At 68.0% G+C, this 23,317-nt stretch carries 21 protein-coding genes; 11 read left to right on the top strand and 10 right to left on the bottom strand.

All coding sequences use genetic code 11. From position 1 onward, the window contains the following. Window positions 1-68: 68 nt before the first annotated feature. The 3 genes from P2PM1_RS05900 (at window position 69) to P2PM1_RS05890 (ending at window position 2,274) form a co-directional block, all read left to right on the top strand. Window positions 69-1,133: a uracil-DNA glycosylase family protein gene (locus P2PM1_RS05900; protein ID WP_244301422.1), complete on the top strand. Its 1,065-nt coding sequence runs from the start codon at window positions 69-71 to the stop codon at window positions 1,131-1,133. An 87-nt stretch (window positions 1,134-1,220) separates the two neighbouring features. Then, window positions 1,221-2,072: a S49 family peptidase gene (locus tag P2PM1_RS05895; protein ID WP_186394976.1), complete on the top strand. Its 852-nt coding sequence runs from the start codon at window positions 1,221-1,223 to the stop codon at window positions 2,070-2,072. A gap of 16 nt (window positions 2,073-2,088) precedes the next feature. Further along, window positions 2,089-2,274 (top strand): hypothetical protein, encoded by a 186-nt coding sequence (locus P2PM1_RS05890; protein WP_186386929.1) that lies wholly within the window; start codon window positions 2,089-2,091, stop codon window positions 2,272-2,274. Window positions 2,275-2,362: 88 nt separating this feature from the next. Here P2PM1_RS05890 and P2PM1_RS05885 read toward each other — a convergent pair whose 3' ends face one another. Next, window positions 2,363-2,746, bottom strand: a complete 384-nt coding sequence (locus tag P2PM1_RS05885; RefSeq protein WP_186398476.1) for a hypothetical protein — start codon at window positions 2,744-2,746, stop codon at window positions 2,363-2,365. A gap of 266 nt (window positions 2,747-3,012) precedes the next feature. Here P2PM1_RS05885 and P2PM1_RS05880 point away from each other — a divergent pair, with 266 nt between their 5' ends. From P2PM1_RS05880 to glyS, 4 genes are all read left to right on the top strand, one after another. Beyond that, a complete protein-coding gene (locus P2PM1_RS05880) occupies window positions 3,013-3,960 on the top strand; it encodes a glycine--tRNA ligase subunit alpha (RefSeq protein ID WP_186386927.1) in 948 nt (315 codons plus the stop codon). Between the two features lie 131 nt (window positions 3,961-4,091). Next, a complete protein-coding gene (locus P2PM1_RS05875) occupies window positions 4,092-4,649 on the top strand; it encodes a LemA family protein (RefSeq protein ID WP_186386926.1) in 558 nt (185 codons plus the stop codon). 13 nt (window positions 4,650-4,662) lie between these two features. Then, on the top strand, window positions 4,663-6,606 hold the full coding sequence (locus P2PM1_RS05870; protein WP_186398475.1) for a DUF2207 domain-containing protein: 1,944 nt from the start codon (window positions 4,663-4,665) through the stop codon (window positions 6,604-6,606). Between the two features lie 129 nt (window positions 6,607-6,735). Continuing rightward, window positions 6,736-8,802 (top strand): glycine--tRNA ligase subunit beta, encoded by a 2,067-nt coding sequence (glyS, locus tag P2PM1_RS05865; protein ID WP_186398474.1) that lies wholly within the window; start codon window positions 6,736-6,738, stop codon window positions 8,800-8,802. 85 nt (window positions 8,803-8,887) lie between these two features. On the opposite strand, the gene P2PM1_RS05860 is transcribed toward glyS, so the two are convergent. Further along, complete coding sequence (locus P2PM1_RS05860) at window positions 8,888-10,129, bottom strand: MFS transporter (protein ID WP_186398473.1); 1,242 nt, start codon at window positions 10,127-10,129, stop codon at window positions 8,888-8,890. Window positions 10,130-10,723: 594 nt separating this feature from the next. On the opposite strand from P2PM1_RS05860, the gene nadA reads away from it, so the two are divergent. From nadA to nadC, 3 genes are all read left to right on the top strand, one after another. Next, window positions 10,724-11,779, top strand: a complete 1,056-nt coding sequence (gene nadA, locus P2PM1_RS05855) for a quinolinate synthase NadA (RefSeq protein WP_244293008.1) — start codon at window positions 10,724-10,726, stop codon at window positions 11,777-11,779. A 124-nt stretch (window positions 11,780-11,903) separates the two neighbouring features. After that, window positions 11,904-13,529 (top strand): L-aspartate oxidase, encoded by a 1,626-nt coding sequence (locus P2PM1_RS05850; RefSeq protein WP_186398472.1) that lies wholly within the window; start codon window positions 11,904-11,906, stop codon window positions 13,527-13,529. Further along, entirely contained in the window at window positions 13,529-14,398 is an 870-nt protein-coding gene (nadC, locus tag P2PM1_RS05845; RefSeq protein WP_186398471.1) for a carboxylating nicotinate-nucleotide diphosphorylase, read from the top strand. Before P2PM1_RS05850 ends, nadC begins: the two co-directional genes overlap by 1 nt. 10 nt (window positions 14,399-14,408) lie before the next feature. Here nadC and P2PM1_RS05840 read toward each other — a convergent pair whose 3' ends face one another. The 4 genes from P2PM1_RS05840 to P2PM1_RS05825 form a co-directional block, all read right to left on the bottom strand. Continuing rightward, on the bottom strand, window positions 14,409-16,274 hold the full coding sequence (locus P2PM1_RS05840) for a GGDEF domain-containing protein (protein WP_186398470.1): 1,866 nt from the start codon (window positions 16,272-16,274) through the stop codon (window positions 14,409-14,411). Window positions 16,275-16,712: 438 nt separating this feature from the next. Then, entirely contained in the window at window positions 16,713-17,990 is a 1,278-nt protein-coding gene (locus P2PM1_RS05835) for a cell wall hydrolase (RefSeq protein ID WP_208985194.1), read from the bottom strand. Between the two features lie 217 nt (window positions 17,991-18,207). Next, window positions 18,208-18,897 (bottom strand): RluA family pseudouridine synthase, encoded by a 690-nt coding sequence (locus P2PM1_RS05830; RefSeq protein ID WP_186398469.1) that lies wholly within the window; start codon window positions 18,895-18,897, stop codon window positions 18,208-18,210. Between the two features lie 46 nt (window positions 18,898-18,943). Continuing rightward, window positions 18,944-19,435, bottom strand: a complete 492-nt coding sequence (locus P2PM1_RS05825; protein WP_186386917.1) for a PaaI family thioesterase — start codon at window positions 19,433-19,435, stop codon at window positions 18,944-18,946. Window positions 19,436-19,601: 166 nt separating this feature from the next. On the opposite strand from P2PM1_RS05825, the gene P2PM1_RS05820 reads away from it, so the two are divergent. After that, window positions 19,602-20,051 (top strand): MarR family winged helix-turn-helix transcriptional regulator, encoded by a 450-nt coding sequence (locus P2PM1_RS05820; RefSeq protein WP_186398468.1) that lies wholly within the window; start codon window positions 19,602-19,604, stop codon window positions 20,049-20,051. 62 nt (window positions 20,052-20,113) lie between these two features. Here the strand turns inward: P2PM1_RS05820 and P2PM1_RS05815 are convergent, their stop codons facing one another. The 4 genes from P2PM1_RS05815 to P2PM1_RS05800 form a co-directional block, all read right to left on the bottom strand. Next, entirely contained in the window at window positions 20,114-21,079 is a 966-nt protein-coding gene (locus tag P2PM1_RS05815) for an NAD regulator (protein ID WP_186394965.1), read from the bottom strand. After that, window positions 21,076-21,615, bottom strand: coding sequence for a tyrosine phosphatase family protein (locus tag P2PM1_RS05810; protein WP_186394964.1), 540 nt, complete (start codon window positions 21,613-21,615; stop codon window positions 21,076-21,078). The genes P2PM1_RS05815 and P2PM1_RS05810 overlap by 4 nt, the downstream gene beginning before the upstream one ends. Window positions 21,616-21,716: 101 nt before the next feature. Next, a complete protein-coding gene (locus tag P2PM1_RS05805; protein ID WP_371636425.1) occupies window positions 21,717-22,379 on the bottom strand; it encodes a hydrolase in 663 nt (220 codons plus the stop codon). Then, window positions 22,376-23,305 (bottom strand): folate-binding protein YgfZ, encoded by a 930-nt coding sequence (locus P2PM1_RS05800; protein WP_186398467.1) that lies wholly within the window; start codon window positions 23,303-23,305, stop codon window positions 22,376-22,378. The genes P2PM1_RS05805 and P2PM1_RS05800 overlap by 4 nt, the downstream gene beginning before the upstream one ends. Window positions 23,306-23,317: the final 12 nt, after the last annotated feature.

Below are 23,317 nucleotides of genomic sequence, written 5' to 3'. Positions count from 1 at the left end.
AAAGGCGCCGCAATGTCGATAAGCCAATGGCTGCCATATGACGTTTACGTAAGAGGAATATTCCGAACGTGTCGCTCGCCGTCAAGGCGGGAACGATTGCGCTGCCGGGAGCGATGCGGCACAACAGCCGCATGGAACCCGCAGACCCGACAGACCGCAGGCACGACGATGGCCCGTCCGCGACGGTGGCCGAGGGCGAGCGCAAGGTCTCCTCGGCGCTCGAGGCGCTGCTCGATTTCTACATCTCTGCCGGCGCCGACGGATGGCTGGAACTGGAGCCCTCCGACGCCTTCGCCCTGTCCGAGACGGTGCCCGCCGCGCGCACAGCGCCGGCCGGAATGCCGGCTGCCCCAACTGCCGGGCCCGCTGCGCGGCAGATGCCGCCCCAGTTTCAACCGCCCCAGTCTCAGCCGCCCCAGTCTCAGCCACCGAGGTCTGCCCCGCCGATGCGGGCGCCGGCAGCTCCCGCACAAGGTGCAATGGCGGCCGGGGCTGCCGTCGTGCCGGGAGACGAGGTGGTCGTTGCCGCCCGCGAGGCCGCCCGCACGGCGGCGACGCTGGACGACTTGCGCGAGACGCTGTCCCGCTTCGACGGCTGCAACCTCAAGCTCACCGCCAAGTCGCTGGTTTTCGCCGACGGGCCGGCCAATGCGCGGGTGATGTTTGTCGGCGAGGCGCCGGGGCGGGAGGAGGACGCGCGCGGTCTGCCCTTTGTCGGGCGTTCCGGCCAGTTGCTCGACCGGATGCTGGAGGCGATCGGCCTGGCGCGCGGCGAGGTCTATATCACCAATGTCGTGCCCTGGCGCCCGCCGGGCAACCGCACGCCGAGCCCGCAGGAAACCGAGATCTGCAAGCCCTTCGTGCTGCGCCAGATCGAGCTGGTGCGGCCGAAGGTGCTGGTGTTCCTGGGCGGAGCCTCCGCCAAGGCGCTGACCGGCGTGCAGGACGGCATCCTGCGGCTGCGCGGTCGCTGGCTCGACCTGCCGCTGGGACCGGCCGCGCAAGGCGCGACGATCCGTGCCGTTGCGACGCTGCATCCGGCCTATCTGCTGCGCAGCCCGGTGCAGAAGCGCTATGCCTGGCGCGATTTCCTGGCGATCCGGGCGGCTCTCGACGAGGCCTCCGGCACCTGACGGCGGCTCTTTTATCGCCGCATCGCAGACCTATATGCCGAAGACACAGGTATTTCAGCCAGACCACTCAGAGCCCGAGGACACCCCTTGTTCGACAGACTCCGCAAGCACCTTCCCGGAAAATGGGGCGATGTCCCGACCACCGTCCCGGTGCTGCGCCTCCAAGGTGCCATCGGCATGGCCTCGCCCCTGCGGCCGGGCCTGTCGCTGGCAACGGCCGCGCCGCTGATCGACAAGCTGTTCGCCTTCGACGGGCCGGCGGTGGCGCTGGTGGTCAATTCGCCGGGCGGTTCGCCGGTGCAGTCGCGGCTGATTCATGACCGCATCCGCCAGCTTGCCGGCGAGAAGAAGAAGGAGGTGCTGGTCTTCGTCGAGGACGTGGCGGCCTCCGGCGGCTACATGCTCGCCCTGGCCGGCGACGAGATCATCGCCGACGAGAGTTCCATCGTCGGCTCGATCGGCGTCGTCTCGGCGAGTTTCGGCTTCGCCGAGGCGATCGCCCGTCTCGGCATCGAGCGCCGGGTCCACACGGCCGGGGAGAACAAGGCGATCCTCGATCCCTTCCGCCCCGAGCGCGAGGAGGATGTGCGGCACCTCAAGGCGATCCAGCAGGAGGTGCACGAGAGCTTCATCGCCCTGGTCCGCAGGCGGCGCGGCGATGTGTTGTCCGAGACGCCCGACCTGTTCTCCGGCCTGTTCTGGACCGGCACCACGTCGCGCGACCTTGGTCTTGTCGACCGCATCGGCGATATTCGGTCGGTGCTGCGCGAACGCTTCGGCGAGAGCGTGCGGATGCGGCTGATCGGGGCACCGCGCTCGCTGTTCGCGCGGCGTCAGGGGGTGGGTGTCGCGGTCGGCGCCGGCCTGGCGCAGGGATGGGCGGATGAGGCGATCGGTGCGCTGGAACAGCGCGCGCTCTGGGCCCGCTTCGGACTGTGAGGATCGGGAGGACGGGATGGTCAATGTGATCGCGGCGGCGGGCCTCGCCATTGGCGGCTATCTGCTGATACGCGCGGTGCGGCGCGAAATCGCCCGTGTCGAGCGCCGGGTGTCGGAGGCGGCCCGACGGACGGGCGGCGAACTGCCGGCAAAGACGCTGGAGCAGGATCCGGAGACGGGGCGCTACCGCCCCAAGGACTGACGGTAAGGCAAACGACAGGGGCCGCGATCGGATCGCAGCCCCCTGCCGGTCGTTTTCAGGCGTCTGACATCTTCGTCGAAGCCCGATCCTAGCGATGGGTCGAGATGACGCCCATCACCGCGCGCGGGCAGCTCGACTGCACGATGACCGTGCCGTTCGGATAGACGTAGCGCGTCGTGCTGCAGGTCTCGTTCTCGACGATGGGCCGCCGGTACGGCCGCCCGTTCGGATTGTTGGGCACATGCGTCACCGCGGCGGCGGGCGACGATTTCATGCAGCTCCGCGTGGCGCAGAGAATGACGCCGTCCGCGGGTTCCTTGTGGCTCCACACGCGGCCGCCCGAGGGATCGGATCCGCTCGACGTGCCGCCCTGTCCATTGTTGTTCTTGGCATGGGCCATGTCGCCGGTGGCCATCAGGGCGATCGCCAGGGTGGCGAGGCCGGCCATTGCAAGAGTGCGAAGTTTCAACATGATTCAATCCTCCGAGTGTCGGGCCGGGGACCATCCCCGGCGTCCGGTCCTCGATGGCGCGGGATTTATCTTCCTCCTCTATCGTCATCGCCCCATGAGAATGACGTAACGGGAGCTGAGGCGATGTGACCCCGGACACAGTTTGCAGCCTTGGGCGAAACCGGCGGATCTAGGCACTCGCGCACCTTGACGGCACCGGGTGTTGATGGCACCTGTCGCCCGGGCCCTGCCGGGCCAATCCATTCTTGCATTCAAGGACGACGCAGATGACGAGCGAAACGGTGCCGGCGCATATGCGGCCCGAGAACTCCTTCCAGGGGTTGATCCTGACGCTGCAGCGGTTCTGGGCGGATCAGGGCTGCGTCGTGCTGCAGCCCTATGACATGGAAGTCGGCGCCGGCACGTTCCACCCGGCGACGACCCTGCGCTCTCTCGGCCCGCGCCCGTGGAAGGCGGCCTATGTGCAGCCCTCGCGCCGGCCGACCGACGGCCGCTATGGCGAGAACCCGAACCGGCTGCAGCACTATTACCAGTTCCAGGTGATCATGAAGCCGTCGCCGGAGAACCTGCAGGACCTGTACCTGCGCTCTCTTTATGCCATCGGCCTCGACCCCTCGCTGCATGACGTGCGCTTCGTCGAGGACGATTGGGAAAGCCCGACCCTGGGCGCCTGGGGGCTCGGCTGGGAGTGCTGGTGCGACGGCATGGAAGTGTCGCAGTTCACCTACTTCCAGCAGGTGGCGGGCTTCGAATGCGCGCCGGTCGCCGGCGAGCTGACCTATGGCCTGGAGCGTCTGGCGATGTATATCCAGGGGGTCGATAACGTCTACGACCTCAACTACAACGGCCGCGAGGGCGCCGAGAAGGTGACCTATGGCGACGTCTTCCTGCAGGCCGAGCAGGAATATTCGCGGCACAATTTCGAGCATGCCGACACCGCCATGCTGTTCCGCCACTTCGAGGACGCGGAACGCGAATGCCGCGCCATTCTCGCCGCCGGCGCCGCCGCCAGGACCAATGTCCACCAGATGGTGCTGCCGGCCTATGACCAGTGCATCAAGGCGAGCCACGCGTTCAACCTGCTGGACGCGCGCGGCGTGATCTCCGTCACCGAGCGGCAGAACTACATCCTGCGGGTGCGCGAACTCGCCAAGGCCTGCGGCGCCGCCTTCCTAGAGACGGAAGCGGGCGGAGTGGGCTACGCTCCCGCGTGAGACCGGCGCGGGCGGGGAGACAAACACCCGGCCGGTGACCTGCGTCACATCTCCCGGCGTCGTCGCGGTTTCCACTGCGGCCGGCTTGCAGTAGCGTAAGCGCCAATCGTGACCGGAGAGGGTGTCGCCTGATGGCTACCTGGATCGTGCTCGGCCTGATCGTCCTGATCGGCCTTTATCTCGTCTATCTCTACAATGATCTGGTGCGGAAGCGGCAGATGGTGCGCGAGGGCTGGAGCGGCATCGACGTGCAGCTCAAGCGTCGCTCCGACCTGATCCCCAATCTGGTGGAGACGGTGAAGGGCTACGCGACGCACGAGCGGGCGGCGCTGGAGGCGGTCACCGAGATGCGGGCGAGGGCGGCGGGCATCGACCGCAACGACGTCGCCGGCCGGGCGCAGGCGGAAGGGCTGCTGTCGCAGGCGCTGGGGCGGCTGTTCGCCGTCGCCGAGGCCTATCCGGACCTCAAGGCGAGCGACAATTTCCGCGAGCTTCAGGCGTCGCTGGAGAAGGTCGAGGAAGCCCTGCAGATGGCCCGCCGCTACTACAACGGCGCGGTGCGCGCCCTCAACGTGGTGGTCGAGAGCTTCCCCTCCAACCTGGTCGCCAGCCGTTTCGGCTTCACCCAGGAGCCGTATTTCGAGATCGAGGATCCCGCCGACCGGGCGGTGCCCAAGGTCAGCTTCTGAGGGCGCCGCGACCATGCGCGCCCTCTCTCTCCTCAACGCCCTGGCCGCATCGCTGGTCCTGGCGGTCCTGTTGCTCGCCCCCGCGACCGTGCGGGCCGACGAACGCATCCTCGCCTTCAACGCCACGGTGGAGGTCGCCCCGGACGGCGAACTGACCGTCACCGAGTCGATCCGGGTTCGCGCCGAAGGCAATCAGATCCGCCGCGGCATCTATCGCGACATTCCTCTCGTCTTCGAGACGGCGGACGGGCGCCGCGCCCGGGCCGGGTTCGATCTCGTCTCGGTGACCCGCGACGGCGAGGAGGACGGCTATTCGGTCAACCGCGGCGGCAGCGGCGTGCGCATCTATATCGGCCACGAGGATGTTTTCCTGCAGCCGGGCATCTACACCTACACCATCGTCTACCGCACGGACCGGCAGATCAGGTTCTTCGAGACCCATGACGAGGTCTACTGGAACGCCACCGGCAACGAGTGGGGCTTCCCGATCGACCGCGCGGTGGCGCGCGTCGTGCTGCCGAGCGGGGCGACCGTCTCGGACTACGCCGCCTATACCGGCGCCTATGGCGCCACCGGGCGGGACGCCACTGCCCGCGTCGAGGACGGCGGCGGCAGCGTGCTCTTCGTCGCGACGCGGCCGCTGGCGCCGCGCGAGGGGCTGACCGTCGTCGTCGAGATGCCCAAGGGAGTGGTGGCGGCGCCGACCGCGCAGCAGGAATTCGGCTACTTTCTCCAGGATCATCTCGGCGAGATCCTTGGCGGCATCGGCCTGGTGCTGGTGTTCGGCTATTATTTCTGGGCCTGGTGGCAGGTCGGCCGCGATCCGCCGAAAGGCGTGATCTTTCCGCGTTTCGAGGGACCGGAGGGCATCTCGCCGGCCCTGTCCAACTACATCGCGCGCAAGGGCTTCGGCGACGAGGGCTGGCGGGCGCTCTCCGCCGCCTGTCTCAGCCTGGCGGTCAAGGGCAAGCTGGTTCTGGACGACCTCGCCGGCGACCTGACGATGATCCGCCCGGCAGCGGCGCGCGGCGACTACGCCGACCTGCCCAGCGGCGAGAAGGCGATCGCCCGCTGGCTCGACAAGCGCGGCGGCGACTTCACCGTCTCCAAGGCCAACGGCACCTCGGTCCAGTCGCTCGGCAAGGCCTTCCGCGGCGCCATCGAGGGCGAGAACCGCAATCGCTACTACAAGGCCAACAGCGCCTATCTGATCCCCGGCGTGGTCCTGTCGGTCATCACCATCTTCGTTCTTCTCGTCTTCGGCAGCCTTACCGAGGACCAGGTCGCCCTGATGGCCCCGATCTTCATGGTGACCTTCATGGGCGTCCTGTTCGCCGTCCATATCGGCCAGAGCATGCGCCGCTCGCGCGGGGTGACCGTGCGCATCGCCTTCATCTTCATCGTCTTCGCCATCATCACCATGGGGCATCTGACGGTCTCCGCATTGCTGCTGCAGACGCTGGGAGACATCCCTCCGCTGGCGCTCGTCGCCGTGGCGCTGCTGGCGGTGAACTTCCTGTTTTACTTCCTGATCGGCGCGCCGACGGCGCTCGGCCGCAGCGTGATGGACGAGATCGAGGGCCTGAAGATGTATCTCCAGGTCGCCGAGAAGGACCGGATGAACATGCAGGGCGCGCCGGAGATGAGCCCCTCGCATTTCGAGACGCTGCTGCCCTATGCGGTCGCCCTCGATGTCGAAAAGCCGTGGTCGAAGGCGTTCGAGGCCTGGCTTCTCACCGCCGCCGGGGCGGCTGTCGCCGCCTCCTATGCGCCGAAATGGTATTCCGGGCGCAGCTTCGACACGCGCAACATCGCCGGCACGCTCGGCAAGAGCGTCGGGGCGATGTCGTCGACCTTCACCTCCTCGCTGCCGGCGCCGAAGTCGTCGAGCTCCGGCGGCGGCGGTGGCGGCTTCTCGGGCGGTGGCGGCGGCGGTGGCGGCGGCGGCGGCTGGTAGGCCCGGCCCATGCCCCGCCCATGCTCTGACAGCTCGCGCGGGGGGTGACTTTTTCCCCCGCTCTTGCTAACGGACGCGCAACAGTCCTGGCCGCCGCGTTCCGGCGGCGCAACCATTCGAGACCTCCCGATGCCCGATCTTCTCCTGGAGCTTTTCAGCGAGGAAATTCCCGCCCGCATGCAGCGCCGCGCGGCCGAGGACCTGAAGTCGCTGGTGACCAATGCGCTGGTCGATGCGGGTGTCACCTATGAGGGCGCCAAGGCCTTTTCGACGCCGCGCCGGCTGACGCTGCATATCGCCGGGCTGACGGCGGGGTCGAAGCCGACCCGCGAGGAGCGCAAGGGCCCGCGCGTCGGCTCGCCGGAGAAGGCGCTGGAAGGCTTCCTGCGCGGCGCGGGGCTTGCCTCCATCGACGAGGCGCAGGTCGTCTCCGATCCGAAGAAGGGCGATTTCTATGTCGCGGTGATCGAAAAGCCCGGCCGCGCCACCGCAGACATCGTCGCCGAGGCGATGCCCGGCATCATCCGCAATTTCCCGTGGCCGAAGTCGATGCGCTGGGGCGCCGGGCAGCTTCGCTGGGTGCGCCCGCTCCACTCCATCGTCGCGACCTTCGGGCCGGAGACCGAGGAGCCGGAGGTGGTGCCCTTCGAGATCGACGGCATCGTCTCGTCCAACACGACGCGCGGCCACCGCTTCCTTTCGCCGGACGCCTTCGAGGTGCGGAGGCTGGACGACTATGCCGACAAGCTGGAAAAGGCCAAGGTCGTGCTCGATGCCGACCGGCGCAAGGACATCATCGTCAACGACGCGCGCAACCGCGCCATGGCGCTTGGCCTGGAACTGGTCGAGGACGAGGGGCTGCTGGAGGAAGTCGCCGGCCTGGTGGAATGGCCGGTGGTGCTGGTCGGCAGCTTCGACGAGGCGTTCCTGGACCTGCCCGACGAGGTCATCCGCCTGACCATCCGCGCCAACCAGAAATGCTTCGTGCTGCGCGACCCGGCAACCGGCCGCCTGTCGAACCGCTTCGTCGCCGTCTCCAACATCGTTGCCTCGGATGGCGGGGCGACGATCATCGCCGGCAACGAGAAGGTGATCCGCGCCCGCCTGTCGGATGCCCGCTTCTTCTGGGAAACCGACCTCAAGGCGCCGCTGGAAAGCCGGCTGCCGAAGCTCGACAGCGTCGTCTTCCACGAGAAGCTCGGCACGCAGGGCGCGCGGGTGAACCGGCTCGAGGCGCTGGCGCGCGAGATCGCGCCGCTGGTCGGAGCCGATGTGGAAAAGGCGGCGCGCGCCGCCCGTCTCGCCAAGGCCGATCTGCCGACGCAGATGGTCTACGAGTTCCCCGAGCTGCAGGGCCAGATGGGCCGCACCTATGCGGAGCGGCAAGGCGAGGACGCCTCTGTCGCCCGCGCCATCGAGGAGCATTACAAGCCGCAAGGCCCGTCCGACGCGGTGCCGACCGATCCGGTCGCCGTCGCCGTGGCGCTCGCCGACAAGCTCGACCTCTTGACCGGCTTCTGGGCCATCGACGAGAAGCCGACCGGCTCGAAGGATCCCTTCGCGCTGCGCCGCGCTGCGCTCGGCGTGATCCGCATCGTGCTGGAGAACGGGCTGCGGCTGTCGCTGTCCAGGCTCCTTGTCCGTGCGAATGTCGCGATGGCAGAGGCCGGCGGCGACCTTCTCGCCTTCTTCGCCGACCGGCTGAAAGTGCATCTGCGCGAGCAGGGCGCCCGTCACGACCTCATCGACGCGGTTTTCGCGCTGGAGGGGCAGGACGACCTGTTGATGGTGGTGCGCCGGGTCGAGGCGCTGGGCGCGTTCCTGGCGACCGAGGACGGCGCGAATCTTCTCGCCGGCACCAAGCGCGCGGCCAATATCCTGCGCGCCGAGGAGAAGAAGGACGGCACTGTCATTTCCGGCGCGCCGCATGCCGATCACCTGGCCGAGCCGGCGGAGATCGCCCTGGCGGCGGCCATCGACACGGCGCGCGCCGAGATCCGCGACGCGCTGTCGCGCGAGGACTTTGCCGGCGCGATGACGGCGCTGGCCGGCCTGCGCGCGCCGGTCGACCGGTTCTTCGACGACATCCTGGTCAATGCCGAGGATGCGGACCTGCGCCTCAACCGCCTGCGGCTGCTCGCCGAGATCCGCGAGGCGACCCGCGAGGTCGCCGACTTCTCGAAGATCGCCGGCTGACACGGCAGGCACTGCAAAACGACAAAAGGGCGCGGAACCGGCAGGTCCCGCGCCCTTTCGTGTGTCGTGGAGGTCCCGCCTGCCTTTACTGGGCGGGTGCGCCGGCCAGCCGCGCGACCGGCTCTTCCTTGATCGGCCAGTGAACGATGGCGGCGAAGAGGCCGAGGGCGATGCCGAGATACCAGATCACGTCATAGGAGCCGGTCTGGTCGTAGAGCCGGCCGCCGAGCCAGACGCCGAGGAACGAGCCGATCTGGTGCGAGAAGAACACGAAGCCGAACAGCGTTGCCATGTAGCGCGGGCCGAACATCACCGCGACGAGGCCCGAGGTCGGCGGCACGGTGGAGAGCCACAGGAAGCCCATCGTGCCGGCGAAGATCAGCACGCTCAGCGGCGTTGCCGGCGCCATCAGGAACAGGGTGATGGCAATCGCCCGGCCGAGATAGATCAGCGACAGGAAATAGGGCTTCGACCAGCGTCCGCCGATATAGCCCGAGGCCAGCGCCCCGAAGACGTTGCACAGGCCGATCAGCGCGATGGCGATGGCGCCCCATTTCGGATCGAGGCCGAGATCGGCGATATAGGGCGGCAGGTGCACGGTGATGAAGGCGACGTGGAAGCCGCAGACGAAGAAGCCGAAGGTCAGCAGGATGAAGCCGCGGGTGCGAAAGGCCTCGGCAATCGCCTCGGTGAGCTTCTGGTCGGCAATGGCCGAGCCCGGCACATAGGCGGCCGGCTTGCCCTTCAGCGCCACGGCCAGGAACGGGATCAGCAGCATCAGCCCGGCCAGCACATAGAGGCTGTCGTGCCAGCCGAGCCCGTCGATAAGGCCCTGGGAAAGCGGGGCGAACAGGAACTGGCCGAAGGAGCCGGCCGCCGTGCCGATGCCGAAGGCGAGCGAGCGGCGCTGCGGCGTGACGGCGCGCCCGAAGGCGGCGAGCACCAGCGAGAAGGACGAGAAGGCGACGCCGAGGCCGATCATCACGCCGCCGGCGACATGCAGCAGCAGCGGGCTTTCCGCCTGGGCCATCAGCAACAGGCCGAGCGTGTAGACGATGCCGCCGAAGGCGAGCGTGCGCGCCGTGCCGAACCGGTCGGCGACCATGCCGGCGACCGGCTGCGCCGCGCCCCAGACGAGGTTCTGGATGGCGAGGGCGAGGGCGAAGATCTCGCGCGACCAGCCGCGCGCCTCGGTCATCGGGGCGAGGAACAGGCCGAGCGCGGAGCGCGGGCCGAAGCTGAGCAGGGCGATCAGGCAGCCGCAGAGGATGATCAGCGGCAGGTTGACGGACGCCTTGGGAAGCGGGGCGGAGACGGGGGACGTCATGACGGGGGTCCTGAGATCGGCGGCCCGGCTGGACCGGGCCCGGCTGACAGTTTGATCGCGACTATGGAGGAAGCCGCCCATGTCGAAAAGTGAAAGATCTTTGCGCTTTGCATTTACGGCGTGAATGAGTTGGGGGCGGTCGGATGCGATCCGGCAGTCAAGGTCCGTAAGGTCTCGGTCCTCGGCACGGAGAGCTCTCCCGGCTTCCGCGCCCGGTTTGCCGTCCGGAGGATGGTCGCCGGCAGCCTGTCGGCCCCGGCTGCGACAATTCGGTCCATCGCCGCATCCGTGCCGCAAGTCTTTGCGGAAAATGGGTTTTCCGGATTTGTCCGACAAAAAGCCGGCTTCTCTTCAACAAACGCGTTGGCAAGCGCGTCCGGCACGCCTATATATGCGCCAAGAGAGCATAAGCGTCGGCTAAGGCCGCGTTTTTTAAACACCAGTTTATGCTCAAGTTGAGCAAAACGACATTCGTCCGGCCGAAAGGCCAATGGATGTCAGGCCGCTCGGTAGGGGGCGGGTGTCGCGGCGGTGCCGCAGCCCGGATGAAGTCAGGAGGTCGCCATGGCCACCATCGCACTCGATATCGGCAGCATGTCCGGATGCTCGACCGCCGCACCCGCAAGGGCCAGCGGCTATTCGATGCTGCCGCGTCCTCATCTTGCCTATACTGCGGAAGTCGCCGAGGCGACCGCGCCGATCTATGAGAAGGTCCGCCACCTGATCCCCGAGATCGAGTGGCCGGTGCTGGCGCCGGTGATCCATGAGATCAACCGCCTCAAGAAGGAGCGCAACGCCGTCATCCTCGCCCACAACTACATGACGCCGGAGATCTTCCACGGCGTTTCCGACATCGTCGGCGACAGCCTGGCGCTGGCGAAGGAAGCGGCGAAGACCGATGCGGACGTGATCGTCCAGTGCGGCGTCCACTTCATGGCCGAGACGGCGAAGATCCTCAATCCGGACAAGACGGTGCTGATCCCGGACATGAAGGCCGGCTGCTCGCTGGCCGAGTCGATCACCGCCGCCGATGTGCGGGCCTTGCGCGAAAAGCACCCGGGCGTGCCGATCGTCACCTATGTCAATACCTCGGCCGACGTGAAGGCCGAATGCGACATCTGCTGCACCTCGGCCAATGCGGTGCAGGTGGTGGAGAGCCTCGGCGCGCCGCGCGTGCTGCTGATCCCCGACCAGTATCTGGCGGCCAATGTCGCGCGGCAGACCGATGTCGAGATCCTGACCTGGGCCGGCGCCTGCGAGGTGCATGAGCGCTTCACAGCGGCGGAGCTGCGCGAATATCGCGAGATCGAGCCGAGCGTGAAGATCATCGCCCATCCGGAATGCCCGCCGGAGGTGGTCGACGAGGCCGATTTCACCGGCTCCACCGCCGGCATGATCGACTGGGTCAAGACCAACCGGCCGGAGAAGGTGATGCTGGTCACCGAGTGCTCGATGGCCGACAACATTGCCTCGGAGACGCCGGGTGTCGATTATGTGCGGCCGTGCAACCTGTGCCCGCACATGAAGCGCATCACCCTGTCGAAGATCCTCGACTGCCTGCTGGAAATGCGGGATGAGGTCACGGTCGATCCGCAGGTTGCCACCCGCGCACGCCGTGCGGTCGAGCGGATGATCAACCTCAAGAGCTGATCGCCGGTCGAACGGCAACTGAGCCGATGCCGGGCGCTTGGCGTCCGGCAGCGCCGCGTGGCGGCCCGCCCCGACCGTCGTTCCTCCGGCTGCCGCCCGGCAGCCGGTCTTCCGGACGAAATTCATGACGTCGCCACGTCCCGTGACTTCCCATATCGACGATGTCGTCATTCTCGGCGGCGGCCTGACCGGCCTGTTCTGCGCCCTGAAACTGGCGCCGCGCCCGGTCACCATCCTCTCCGCCTCACCCATCGGCGAAGGCGCCTCCTCCGCCTGGGCGCAGGGCGGCATTGCCGCAGCCGTCTCCGACGAGGACAGCGCCGCCGCCCATGCCGCCGACACGATCGCCGTCGGCGGCGGGCTGTGCGAGGAAAAGATCGTCCGCCTGATGACCGAGGAGGCCGGCGACCGGGTTCGCGACCTGCTCGGCTATGGCGTTCCCTTCGACATGGACCTGGAGGGCCGCCTGCAATTGTCGCGCGAGGCCGCCCACTCGATGAACCGCATCGTGCGCGTGCGCGGCGACATGGCCGGCCGGGCGATCATGGACGCGCTGGTGGCGGCGGTGCGCAAGACCCCGTCGATCCGCGTGGTCGAGGGCTATCTCGGCGAACAGCTTCAGCATGAGGGACGCATCGTCACCGGTGTGCTCGCCCGCCGGCGCGGCGACCGCGAGCGCCTGGCGTTTCCCGCGCATGCGGTGGTGCTGGCCTCCGGCGGCATCGGCCATCTCTACGCCGTCACGACCAACCCGCCGGAGGCCAACGGCCAGGGCCTCGCCATGGCTCTCAATGCGGGGGCGGTGATCGCCGACGCCGAATTCGTGCAGTTTCATCCGACCGCGCTCAATGTCGGCCGCGATCCGGCGCCGCTCGCCTCCGAGGCCCTGCGCGGCGAGGGTGCGACGCTGATCAATGCCGACGGCCGCCGCTTCATGGCGGAGGTTCCCCTCAAGGATCTGGCGCCGCGCGATGTGGTGGCGCGCGCCGTCTTCGCGGAGAACCTTGCCGGGCGCGGCGCCTTTCTCGATTGCCGGGAGGCGATCGGCGAGAGTTTCGCGGACCGCTTTCCGACCGTCCATGCGGCCTGCCTTGAGGCCGGCATCGATCCCGTCCGCCAGCCGATCCCGGTGGCGCCGGCCGAGCACTATCACATGGGCGGCGTGCTGACCGACGCCAACGGCCGCACCTCGCTGGACAATCTCTGGGCGGCCGGCGAGGTCGCCTCGACCGGTGCCCATGGCGCCAACCGGCTGGCCTCCAACTCGCTGCTGGAGACGGTGGTCTTTGCCGCGCGCGTCGCCGAGGACATCCAGAACCAGATGCCCAACCCGCGCACCGCCCACTGGCCCGGCATCGACGACCATATCCAGGAGCCGAGCCGGCGCAACGAGGTGGAGCGCGAGGCGATCAGCCTGCTGCGCCAGACCATGGCCGACGGGGTCGGCGTCGTTCGCACGGCCGAGGGCCTGACGGCGGCACTCGCCGTGATCGATGCGCTCGAGACCCGCTGCACCCGCCGCTCGATCCGCAACATGATGACCGCCGGCAAGACGGTCGCCGCGGCGGCGCTGCTGCGGCGGGAAAGCCGGGGCAGCCATTCGCGCGCCGACTATCCGCAGGAGGATGCGGCCTTCGCCCGGCGCTCCTATCTGACCGCGAGCGATGTCGCGGCCGTCGTGCGCGAGGCGGCGGAGAGCGAGATCGGCCGCAAGGCCGTCGCCGCGCTGCCGGCCGGGGGAGAGGGCTGATGGCGGGTACCGCGACCAACCTGCCGGTTCTGCCTGCCCTGATGGTGGAGGATGCCGTGCGCGCCGCGCTGCTGGAGGACTGGGGCAGGGCGGGCGACATCACTGCCCAGGCGACGCTGTCGCCGGAGATCGGCGCAAGAGCGGTCATCGCCGCCCGCCGCCCCGGCCGCCTGTCGGGCCTTGATCTTGCCGCCGCCGCCTTCCGTCTCAGCGATCCGTCGATCGAGGTGGAGCGGCTCGCCCGCGATGGCGACCGGCTGGAGCCGGGGGACGTCGTGATGCGGGTGTGGGGACCTGCGCGCGGCATGCTGTCGGCCGAGCGGGTGGCGCTGAACTATCTCGGCCACCTGTCCGGCGTGGCGACGGCAACGGCCGCGTTCGCCGACCGCATCGCCCACACGAAGGCGCGCATCGTCTGCACCCGCAAGACGACGCCGGGTCTCAGGGCTTTCGAGAAATACGCGGTGCGCTGCGGCGGCGGCGCCAATCACCGCTTCGGGCTGGATGATGCGATCCTGATCAAGGACAACCACATCGCGGTCGCCGGCGGGGTGCGGGACGCCATCGAGGCGTCGCGGCGTTTCGCCGGGCATCTCGTGCGGATCGAGGTGGAGGTCGACACGCTCGACCAGTTGCGCGAGGCGCTTCAGGCGCGTCCCGACGTGGTGATGCTCGACAATATGCCGCCCGAAACGCTGCGCGAGGCGGTCGCCATCGCCGGCGGACGTGTGGTGCTGGAAGCCTCGGGCGGGGTGACCCTCGACACTGTCGCCGCGATTGCCGAAACCGGCGTCGATCTGATCTCGGTCGGCTGGATCACGCATTCCGCGCCGGTGCTCGACCTGGGGCTCGACATCGAGATCGGCTGAACCGCGCGGATTACAGCGCCTCGCGCAGCCTGTCGGCCATCCTGTGAAGGGCCTCGCTGGAGGAGCGATCCTCGCCGTCGGCGCCGAAGCTGGCAACAGTGACGCCGCCGGGCTCGGCCTTTGCCCGGTGCTTGAGCCGGGCGATGTGATTGCTCAGCAGGTCGAGATTCTCGATCGAAAGCCCGGTCGGGATGTGCAGGATGGCGATGGAGCAGGTCAGCAGCGGATAGGTCTGCGACCGTCCCTTGCGGTCTTCGGCCTGGATATAGCCCTGCCGCCGGTGTTCGGGACTGTAGAGGCTCTCGACATTGCGGGCGAATTCGCCGCGCAGATCCGACATCAGACGAAGGGTGCGATCCGGCGACCATTCCTCCAGCCCGACGAAATAGTCGTCGCCGCCGACATGGCCGATAAAGGCGCGCAGCGTGTCGAGCCGGCGCTTCATCAACTCCGAAAACAGGATCAGTGCCCGGTCGCCGATGCGAAAGCCATAGGCGTCGTTGAACGGCTTGAAATTGTCGAAGTCGACATAGCAGAAGGCGCGGTCGCGGGACGGGTCGGCACAGGCGCGCGAGACATAGTCGGAAATCGCCGAATTGCCGGGCAGCTTGGTCAGCGGATTCTGGTCCTGGGCGATCTGCAGGCGAACCTCGTTGGAAATCTTCAGCAGCGAACCGGCGAGCAGGCACCCGGCATAGCGTCCGCCGCGCGTCACCAGCAGCCCGTCGGAGAAGTCGTCCGAGCCGAGATCCACGAGACGGTCGAGCGGCGCGTTGATGTCCGCCACCGCGCAGGGGCGGATGAAGCGGCGCAGGTGGTTGTCGATCGTCGGATTGAGCAGGAGGTCCCGGCCGAAGGAGAGATAGAGGAAGCTCTTGAGGTCCGGTTCGCGGATCAGCCCGCGCGGCTCGCCGGCCGAATTGACCACCGGCAGCACCGTCTGGTGGGGATTGGCCTGGAAGATCTCCAGCGCCTGCGCGACGCTGCCGGTCTCAATGATCGCCTCGAGCCTGACCATCTCCCGTTCGAGGAAGTCCCGGTCGACGGACTTGCGCATGTCGGCGCGGTGCGGGCGGTCCGTGGGAACGGCATAGATCGAACGGGGCTCGGCAAGGTCGGTGAACGGGCGGGCGATCACATACCCCTGAACAAGATCGCAGCCGACATCCCGGCAGGCGCGCAGCTCGGACGGTGTCTCGACGCCTTCCGCGACGACGCGGATGCCGAGCACATGCGCCAGTTCCACGACGCTCGACACGAACAGCCGCTTGCGCGCGTCGTTCTGCAGGGCGGTGATGAAGAAGCGGTCGATCTTGAGGATGCCCGGCTCGTACTGGTACAGCACCCTAAGCTGCGAGTAGCCCTGGCCGAAATCGTCGAGCGCGATCCCGAAGCCGCGATCGCGCGCCTTGCCGACGAGGCTGCGCAGACCGTCCTGAGCCAGCCGTTCGTGGATCTCCGGGATTTCCAGGCAGATGTTGCCGGGTGAAAGGCCGTAGACCCTGGCCGCCGAGACGGTCGCTTCGAGCATCTCGTCGATCGCGGCGATATTCCTCGCGTCAATGTTGAGGAACAGCTTGATCTTGTCCGAAACGCCCATGCGGGAGAATTTGGCGATCGCCTTGCGCCGCAACAGCGTCTCGATTTCGGCGAGGCATCCGATGTCGGCCGCATGATCGAAAACGTCGCGGGGGGCGCGGAAGCCGAGCTTCTCGACCTGCCTCAGCAGGGCCTCGTAGCCGTAGACCTCGCCCGAATGGATGTCGATGATCGGCTGGAAGGCGTAGTCGAGCGCGGCCTCGGCCTGGGTCATGAAGAGCGGCAGGCTGGGACCGGTACGCCGGTTGCCGGCGATCCCTTCGGCTGTGTCTTTCATTCCGGTTGCCCCTGCCATTCCGGTTGCCCTTGCTCGCTGGCCGTCTTCCAAAGGTTTTCGGATGTCCTCGCGGTTCGTGCCCCCGTCGCCGGAGGACGCCGGCGCGGTCGCCTCGCGCATGACCTTGCGAGCCATCAGCCCGTCACGGAGGGAGGCCGACTCAGACTGACGCCTGTCCAATTTGCATGTGGAGGATGACGATATGACTGCGGAAAGCTGTGCGCGTGCATACAGGAGAAACATGAAATCGCCGTCTCCCGGAAATCGATCAATTGAATGGAATTGCTGTCAATGCGCTGGCGCGCCGGAACTGGGAAACGGCTTAGGGTGAAATGCTGAACGGAAGGCTGCCGGCGCGCGGCGCGGCAGCCTAGCCCGTCTGGATAGCGGGGAAAACGCCGCCGCGCGGCCGGGAAAGCGGGGGGACGGGCGGGCGGATCAGCTCCAGCCGCCACCTTTCGTGCGGTAGAAGATGTGCTGGCCGATCCGCTCCAGCCGCTTCATGTAGCGCGACCAGCGGGGGTTCACATAGGTGGCGTGGTAGTGGGTCGAGGCTCCGACCTTTTCCAGGTAGCGCTGCCCGGAGACCGTCTCGCGCGCCACCTTCTGGGCAAGCTCCCACTGCGGCTTCTCGTTGATCACGTCGGGAATGCCGTCGCAGGCGAACGAGAACTGGCAGCGGTTGCGCAGATGCCGGTTCTGGTAGACCACCTTGCAGATGGTCTCCGGATAGGCCGGGTTGCGAACCCGGTTGAGGACGACCTGCGCCACGGCGACCTGACCGTCCAGCGGCTCTCCGCGCGCCTCGAAATAGACGGCCTCGGCCAGGCAGCGCTGCTCCTTGGCGGTGATCACGCTTGCCGGCAAGGCCCGGTCCGCCCACCAGAACGGGTCGCTCTTGGCATTGGTCTCGAGCGCCGCTTCGTCTTCCACGCTCTGCGGCAGGCCGGAGCCGCCCAGCAGCGCCTCGAACGGCGCGCGCACGTTGTCCATGCCCTGCGGCGCATAGGCGCTGGCATAGGAAACGCTCGTCGCGGCAACGTTGCGGGCCATGGCAAGGCGAACGAGGTCGAGCGCCTCGCCCTTCGTCTTGCCCTTGGCGCTGGCCACTGCCGTCGTCTCGGCCGCGGTCGGAAGATTGGGGCGCACGAAGGCGACGTGCGGCAGGTCGGGCTGGCTCTTGGTGCCGATCAGGCTGGCCATGGTGTAGACCGAGCCGGCGGCGACGCCGGTCATCTGGCGGTCCGGGGCGAGCGAGACGAAGCGATCGCCCTTGACCTTGCGGTTGACCGGCGTTTGCGCGGGAGGAGCCTTCGGCGCACTTTCCTTGGCGAAGTTCTCAAGGCCGCGAATGACGGCGGCATCGGTTCCGGGAGCCGCATTGGTCACGGCGTAGTCGGGCGTGTCGGGCGTGCGCCCCTGGGAGGCATCGGCCAGAACGAGGCTGGGCGCGATGCTGCTCGAATGCGGAGCCGCCTCGATGGCGGACATCCAGCGCGGGGCGTTGCCCCGGGTCGCTTCGATGAGGGCGGTGATGTCCTGCTGGGCGATGCCGCCGGTCCAGGCAAGATAGGCGGCCGGCGCGAGAACCGCGAGGCGCCATCGTGCAATCCTGCGGGTCTTGCCGCTACGGCGCTTGCGCGTCGGGCCGACGTCCCGTGTGAGGAGCCAACTCGGAACCTGGCGGGGTTCGAATGTCTGCACCGTGCCAGTCATACGCGGCAACTCCGGTCCATGCGGCTATCGGGTCTGAGCGCCGAGCCAGAGGCCGACGCGGGATCGTTCGACTTGATCGTCGCCTTTTAACCTTGAGAGAGGGTTAATAGGGCCGAAACTCCGCGGAAATCTTCCGCCGGACGGGGGAGCGCGGGCCTGCTCTTGGTTAATGCCGGGAGCGCCGAACCGGCGGAATTGGTTTGCCGGACAGGCGTTTCTAGAACGGGCAGGGGGAGGAGAAGGTGATGCGCTTTCCGCCCTCGGGATGATGCAGCGTCAGGCTGGCCGCGTGCAGGTGCAGCCGCGGAGCGGCTTCGCGCGACTCAGCACTGCCATAGAGCGGGTCGCCGAGAATCGGGTGGCCAAGGGCGCACATATGCACCCGCAACTGATGCGACCGGCCGGTCACCGGTTCCAGCAGCAGCCGTGTCGCGTCCGGTTCGCGAGCGATGACGCTCCAGTGAGTGCGCGCCGGCCGCCCCTGCTGCGGATCGACCATCTGCCGGGGCCGGTTGGGCCAGTCGCAGCGAAGCGGCAGGTCGATGGTGCCGCTGTCTTCGCCGACGCTGCCGGCGACCCGCGCCACATAGGTCTTGGCGACATGGCGCCGCTCGAACTGCAGGCCCAGATGCCGGTGCGCCGCCGGATGCAGGGCGAGGACCAGCACGCCGGACGTGTCCATGTCGAGCCGGTGGACGATGCGGGCATCGGGATCGAGCGACAGGGCCCGGGCCGCGACGCAGTCGGCAAGCGCCGGGTCCTTGCCCGGAACGGTGAGCAGGCCGCTCGGCTTGTCGATCACCAGAATGTCCGCGTCGCGATGCAGCACGACGAGGAACGGCTCGCGTGCGGGGGCATAGATGCGCTCGGGCAGGGGCCGGACTTGGGGCTGATGCTGGCTCGACATGAGCGGATCAATAGCGCCGGAACGCGCCAGTGCAAGCGGCTTGCTGTCAGCGTGGCTCGCCGGCGGGGAAGATCATGCAGGTCTCGACGCCATGGGCGATCAGCTTCCCGGCCCTGTCGACGAGCCGGGCTTCGGAGGTCGCCATGCGCCGGCCCCGGTGCAGCACCCTGCCTTCGCAGGTGAGAAGGCCGCTGGTCTCGAAGGCCGGCCGCACGTTGTTCACCTTGAACTCGATGGTCGTATAACCCTCACCGGCGCCAAGGGTTGCGTGAACCGCGCAGCCGAGGGCGGAGTCCAGAATGGCTGCGATCCAGCCGCCATGTACCGTGCCGAGCGGATTGTAATGATCGAAGGACGGCTCGCCCTCGAAACGGGCGAACCCGTCCTCCGTCGCCGCTGTGAGAATGAAATTCATCGTCCGGCAGATGGGCGGGGCCGGGAAGCGGCCAGTCAGCATCGCCTCCAGTTGCCCGATGCCTGTGAGCTTTGCCGCTTCAGCCGGATCGGCAAGGCCGAAGCTCCGAGTCTCGATATTCATCTGTCAGTCCTCTCATAAGCGTGCATATGCACATAAACATGAGGCGAGAGCGGGCGCAAGCGCGCCAGGCTGAACAGGCAGGGCGAACAGCCGGGCTTCTTCCGATCAAGGGAATGCCGGAACTGCGTGCCTATGCACGCATAGGGTCGGTGTGATAGGCTGCTGCATGGCATCCAACCTCCTTTGCTCCTGTCACCGCATCCACCGGGCCGGACGTGTCGTCACGCGTCTCTACGAGCGGGCCATCGCCGACAGCGGCAGCGGCCTGACGCCCCAGCAGTTCGCCGTTCTCGCTGCGCTTGCTGAAGTCCAGGCGATGACGGCTTCCGAACTGACCGACGTGGTGGGGGCGGACCGCAGCACCCTGACCCGGGCATTGGAGCGCCTCGATGCGTCAGGTCTGGTCGTGGGAGCGCCGGGGACCGACCGCCGCGAGCGCCGCTTTACGCTGACAGCGGCCGGCCGGACGGAGTTCGAGGTGGCAGTCTCCGGCTGGCGCCGGGCGGAAGGCGCCTTGCGCCGAGCCATGGGGCCGGACAAGGTGGCGCAGCTCTGGGATCTGCTTGAAGAGGCCGAGGTGGCGACGCAGACCTATGTGCAGAAGACGGGGCGGTAGAGCGCTTTCCGATCAGGTGGAACCACCTGGTCGACAAGAAATCGGCCCAGATTCAATATGCTCTAGCGCCCGCCGACCCGCAGCCCGAGGGCCGGGCGTTCCTTCAGGACCTCGTGGCGGAAGCGGAACAGGGCAGCCGGGCGTCCGCCGGTCTGGGTCGAGGTTTCGCCCGTGGGCTCCACCAGATCGCCCTTCTCGACGAGCCGGCGGAAGTTCTGCTTGTGAATGTGCCGGCCGGAGATCGCCTCGACGCAGCGCTGCAGGTCGGTCAGGGTGAAGACATGCGGCATCAGCTCGAAGATCAGCGGCCGGTATTTCAGCTTGGTCCGCAGCCGCGAGATGGCGGTCGCCAGGATCCTGCGGTGATCGTGCAGCATCGGCTGCCCGAGCGGCGGCAGGCTGTCGCGCCCCTGCGCCGCGGGGCGCCCGTCGCGGCGCGCCTCTTCCAGCAGCCCGGCTTCATAGAGCATCTCGTAGCGGTCGAGTACGCGCTCCTCGTTCCACATCCCGTCGGTGATGGCGAAGGCCTGGTGCACCCGGTCCTCGCGGGTGTTGCCGCGCGGCGGGCTGTGTCTGGGAACGGGGGCATTCGTCCATCGCTCCAGCGCGGGCAGGATCTCGCGCTCGACGATGGCCGGCATGCCGTCGCGCCAGTCCTCCCAGGGGAAGAACGAGTACCAGGACCGCCATTGGGCGTTCTGCTGGGTCAGGGTTTCGTCGGACTTCGGGGTCTGGCGCGCCAGCGCGAGATAGCCGACGGAAACCACATGCGGTCCGGCATCGGAATGGATGTGGTGGCGGCCCCGGTCGCCGAACGTGTAGAGCTGCTCGACATAGCCGAGCTTCAAGGCGGTCTGCTCCTCCACCCATTCGCGCAGGCCGATCTCGAAGGTCCGGTGGCGGGTCGGGTCAAAGGGCCCGAACGGGAGCGAGGGGACGCGGGGGTCGGGAGGGGCCGCGATGGTCAGAACCTGCGGCTGGGGAGCGGCAACGGAGACGATGACGGCGTTGAGACCGATCTCGATCATGCGCGCCCCGGAACCGGGCGCGGGTCGCGCGGTGCGACGGACAGGCTGAACGGCGTGCCCTCGAAGGCATCGGCTCCCCGGCCGATGGAGCGGACGGCCTCGACCATGCGGCCGTTGCGCCCGAGCACCTCGTCGGCGAGCGCGACGAGCCGGGAGTTCGGCGTTGCCGAGGCAGAGGCGCGGCGCAGGGCCGTCGCCAGCGCCATCTCATTGGCGGTGGGCGCCAGTGCGCAGGTGGTGATGAAGGCCGCCGCCGTCGAACGGCTGATGCCGGCGAAGCAGTGGATCACCATCGGCGTCGTCCGGTCCCAGTCGTGAACGAAATCGAGCAGGTCGCGAACATGGGCCTCGCCGGGAGGCGTCAACCCTTCCGCCGGGGCGGTGATGTCGTTGAAGGCCAGGAACAGATGGTTCTCGGTAGTGATGATTTCGGGTCGATCCACCCGCGTTCCCGCATTGATCAAGGTGATCATCCGGCGCGCGCCGGTCCGCTCCACGGTGTCCTGCAAACGGGCGAGCGAACAGACGGTTATCATGGCATCTCCGGTGGCGGTTTGCGGTGCGGCTCGTCGCCCTGGGGGGCGGTGAGGTTCTATATTCCAGGTTCCGATTTATTTAGGGTGTGACGCGGGGCCTGTCACCGGCCGGACGGGGAACGGCGTCGGTCCAGCTCGGAAAATCGTTCAAGGAACAGTCTTTGTGCCTCCGCCGCCGGCAAGGCGTGCAGGCCGAGACGGGGCGGCTGGCCGCGGCGCGTCGGAAACCCCGTCGGCGCGCCGAACAGCCGGACGGCCTCCTCGTCGTCGAAGCCGGCCAGTTCCACCGCCTCGAAATAGGCGGCGATGTGGTCGGCCTTCTTGGTCAGCTTGCGCAGGACCGCCGGCGTCGTCGCGGGCAGGGAGAACCGCAGATGGATCGCGGCCTGCAGCCGCGCCTCGATCTCCTTGTAGCTGCCGCCCATCACCGCCTTGAACGGCGAGATCATGTCGCCGATGACATATTCGGGGGCATCGTGCAGCAGGATCGTCAGGCGGCTTTCCGGCGAAAGTCCGGGCTCGATCCGCAGCGCAAGCCGCTCCACCAGCAACGAATGCTCGGCGACGGAGAAGGCGTGGTCGCCGACCGTCTGGCCGTTCCAGCGCGCGACGCGCGCAAGGCCGTGAGCGATGTCCTCGATCTCGACATCGAGCGGCGAGGGGTCGAGCAGGTCCAGCCGCCGGCCGGACAGCATGCGCTGCCAGGCCCGCGCGGGCTCCGGCTTCTTTCGTGCCGGTCGGATCATCGGGGCGCCCGCCGTCATTCGGCTGTCTCGGCGCTGGCGGAGGGCTCCGGCCAGGCGAAGCGGGCGAACGCCGGCAAGGCCGGCTCCATCGGCACGCCGCCCGCCGTCACCGGCTCGCCGCGAGCCCGGGCCTGGGCGATCCGGTCGAGCCTGACAAGCGCGAGGCCAGCGCTGCCGGCGACGGTCCCCAGCGTTCCGGCCGGCTTGTCGCCGGCGAGGATCTCCGTTCCCGTGGCGGGCAGGTCGCGCGCGCCGGTCACCTGGACGATGCGGCGCCGCGCCGTGCCGCGATGGCGCATGCGGCTGACCACTTCCTGGCCGATGAAGCAGCCCTTGTCGAAGGCGACGCCGTTGAGATCGTCCATGTCCGCGTCATGCGGGAAGGCATCACCGAGCGCGAAATCGAACGGCGCTTCCGGCAGGCCGAAGGCAACGCGGCGCGCGTGGTAGCTCGCCTCGGTCTCGCCACCGGCAAGGGCGCCGACGATGACGGGCGGGCCGATCACGCGCCAGCCGAACCCGGCAAGGCGGGGGTCGGCGACGACGAGGCAGCTCTCCGCCTCCGGCTTGCGCCCGAAGGCCGCCGCGACCGTCAGCGTCTCGCTGGCATCGGCGATGTCCACCTTCGAGCGCAGCTTGTAGAAGCCGAGCCGGCGCGCCAGCTCGTTTGCCGTCTCTCGCCAGGTGTCGAGGAGATAGCCGCCATCGGCCGGCATCACCAGGAAGTCGAACAGGATCTTGCCCTGCGGCGTCAGCAGGGCGCCATAGCCGGCTCCGGTCGCATCGACGGCGTCCATGTCGCAGGTCAAAAGGTTCTGCAGGAAGCCGTGTGCGTCCGCCCCCGCGACGCGAAGCACGGCGCGTGCGGGAAGGGGAACGAAGACGGTCTCTGCCCCCTGGCCGGTGGCCGGGGCGGGATCCGTCCTGCAAGTGTCTTCACTCATCGCGTGGCCGCT

Source organism: Stappia sp. P2PMeth1 (genome assembly GCF_900185735.1).
Lineage (GTDB): Bacteria > Pseudomonadota > Alphaproteobacteria > Rhizobiales > Stappiaceae > Stappia.
Note: the sequence above shows the minus strand (reverse complement) of the source record. Positions and strands in the feature narration are given on the sequence as shown.

Bases quoted from the DNA above. Each gene is read 5' to 3' on its own strand.
- nadC (WP_186398471.1), top strand. From the start codon at position 13,529: ATGGCGGGTACCGCGACCAACCTGCCGGTTCTGCCTGCCCTGATGGTG.
- P2PM1_RS05820 (WP_186398468.1), top strand. From the start codon at position 19,602: ATGGCATCCAACCTCCTTTGCTCCTGTCACCGCATCCACCGGGCCGGA.
- P2PM1_RS05850 (WP_186398472.1), top strand. From the start codon at position 11,904: ATGACGTCGCCACGTCCCGTGACTTCCCATATCGACGATGTCGTCATT.
- P2PM1_RS05875 (WP_186386926.1), top strand. From the start codon at position 4,092: ATGGCTACCTGGATCGTGCTCGGCCTGATCGTCCTGATCGGCCTTTAT.
- P2PM1_RS05840 (WP_186398470.1), bottom strand. From the start codon at position 16,274: ATGAAAGACACAGCCGAAGGGATCGCCGGCAACCGGCGTACCGGTCCC.
- P2PM1_RS05800 (WP_186398467.1), bottom strand. From the start codon at position 23,305: ATGAGTGAAGACACTTGCAGGACGGATCCCGCCCCGGCCACCGGCCAG.
- P2PM1_RS05890 (WP_186386929.1), top strand. From the start codon at position 2,089: ATGGTCAATGTGATCGCGGCGGCGGGCCTCGCCATTGGCGGCTATCTG.
- glyS (WP_186398474.1), top strand. From the start codon at position 6,736: ATGCCCGATCTTCTCCTGGAGCTTTTCAGCGAGGAAATTCCCGCCCGC.
- P2PM1_RS05805 (WP_371636425.1), bottom strand. From the start codon at position 22,379: ATGACGGCGGGCGCCCCGATGATCCGACCGGCACGAAAGAAGCCGGAG.
- P2PM1_RS05810 (WP_186394964.1), bottom strand. From the start codon at position 21,615: ATGATAACCGTCTGTTCGCTCGCCCGTTTGCAGGACACCGTGGAGCGG.
- P2PM1_RS05830 (WP_186398469.1), bottom strand. From the start codon at position 18,897: ATGTCGAGCCAGCATCAGCCCCAAGTCCGGCCCCTGCCCGAGCGCATC.
- P2PM1_RS05880 (WP_186386927.1), top strand. From the start codon at position 3,013: ATGACGAGCGAAACGGTGCCGGCGCATATGCGGCCCGAGAACTCCTTC.
- P2PM1_RS05885 (WP_186398476.1), bottom strand. From the start codon at position 2,746: ATGTTGAAACTTCGCACTCTTGCAATGGCCGGCCTCGCCACCCTGGCG.
- nadA (WP_244293008.1), top strand. From the start codon at position 10,724: ATGTCCGGATGCTCGACCGCCGCACCCGCAAGGGCCAGCGGCTATTCG.
- P2PM1_RS05815 (WP_186394965.1), bottom strand. From the start codon at position 21,079: ATGATCGAGATCGGTCTCAACGCCGTCATCGTCTCCGTTGCCGCTCCC.
- P2PM1_RS05870 (WP_186398475.1), top strand. From the start codon at position 4,663: ATGCGCGCCCTCTCTCTCCTCAACGCCCTGGCCGCATCGCTGGTCCTG.
- P2PM1_RS05860 (WP_186398473.1), bottom strand. From the start codon at position 10,129: ATGACGTCCCCCGTCTCCGCCCCGCTTCCCAAGGCGTCCGTCAACCTG.
- P2PM1_RS05835 (WP_208985194.1), bottom strand. From the start codon at position 17,990: ATGACTGGCACGGTGCAGACATTCGAACCCCGCCAGGTTCCGAGTTGG.
- P2PM1_RS05825 (WP_186386917.1), bottom strand. From the start codon at position 19,435: ATGAATATCGAGACTCGGAGCTTCGGCCTTGCCGATCCGGCTGAAGCG.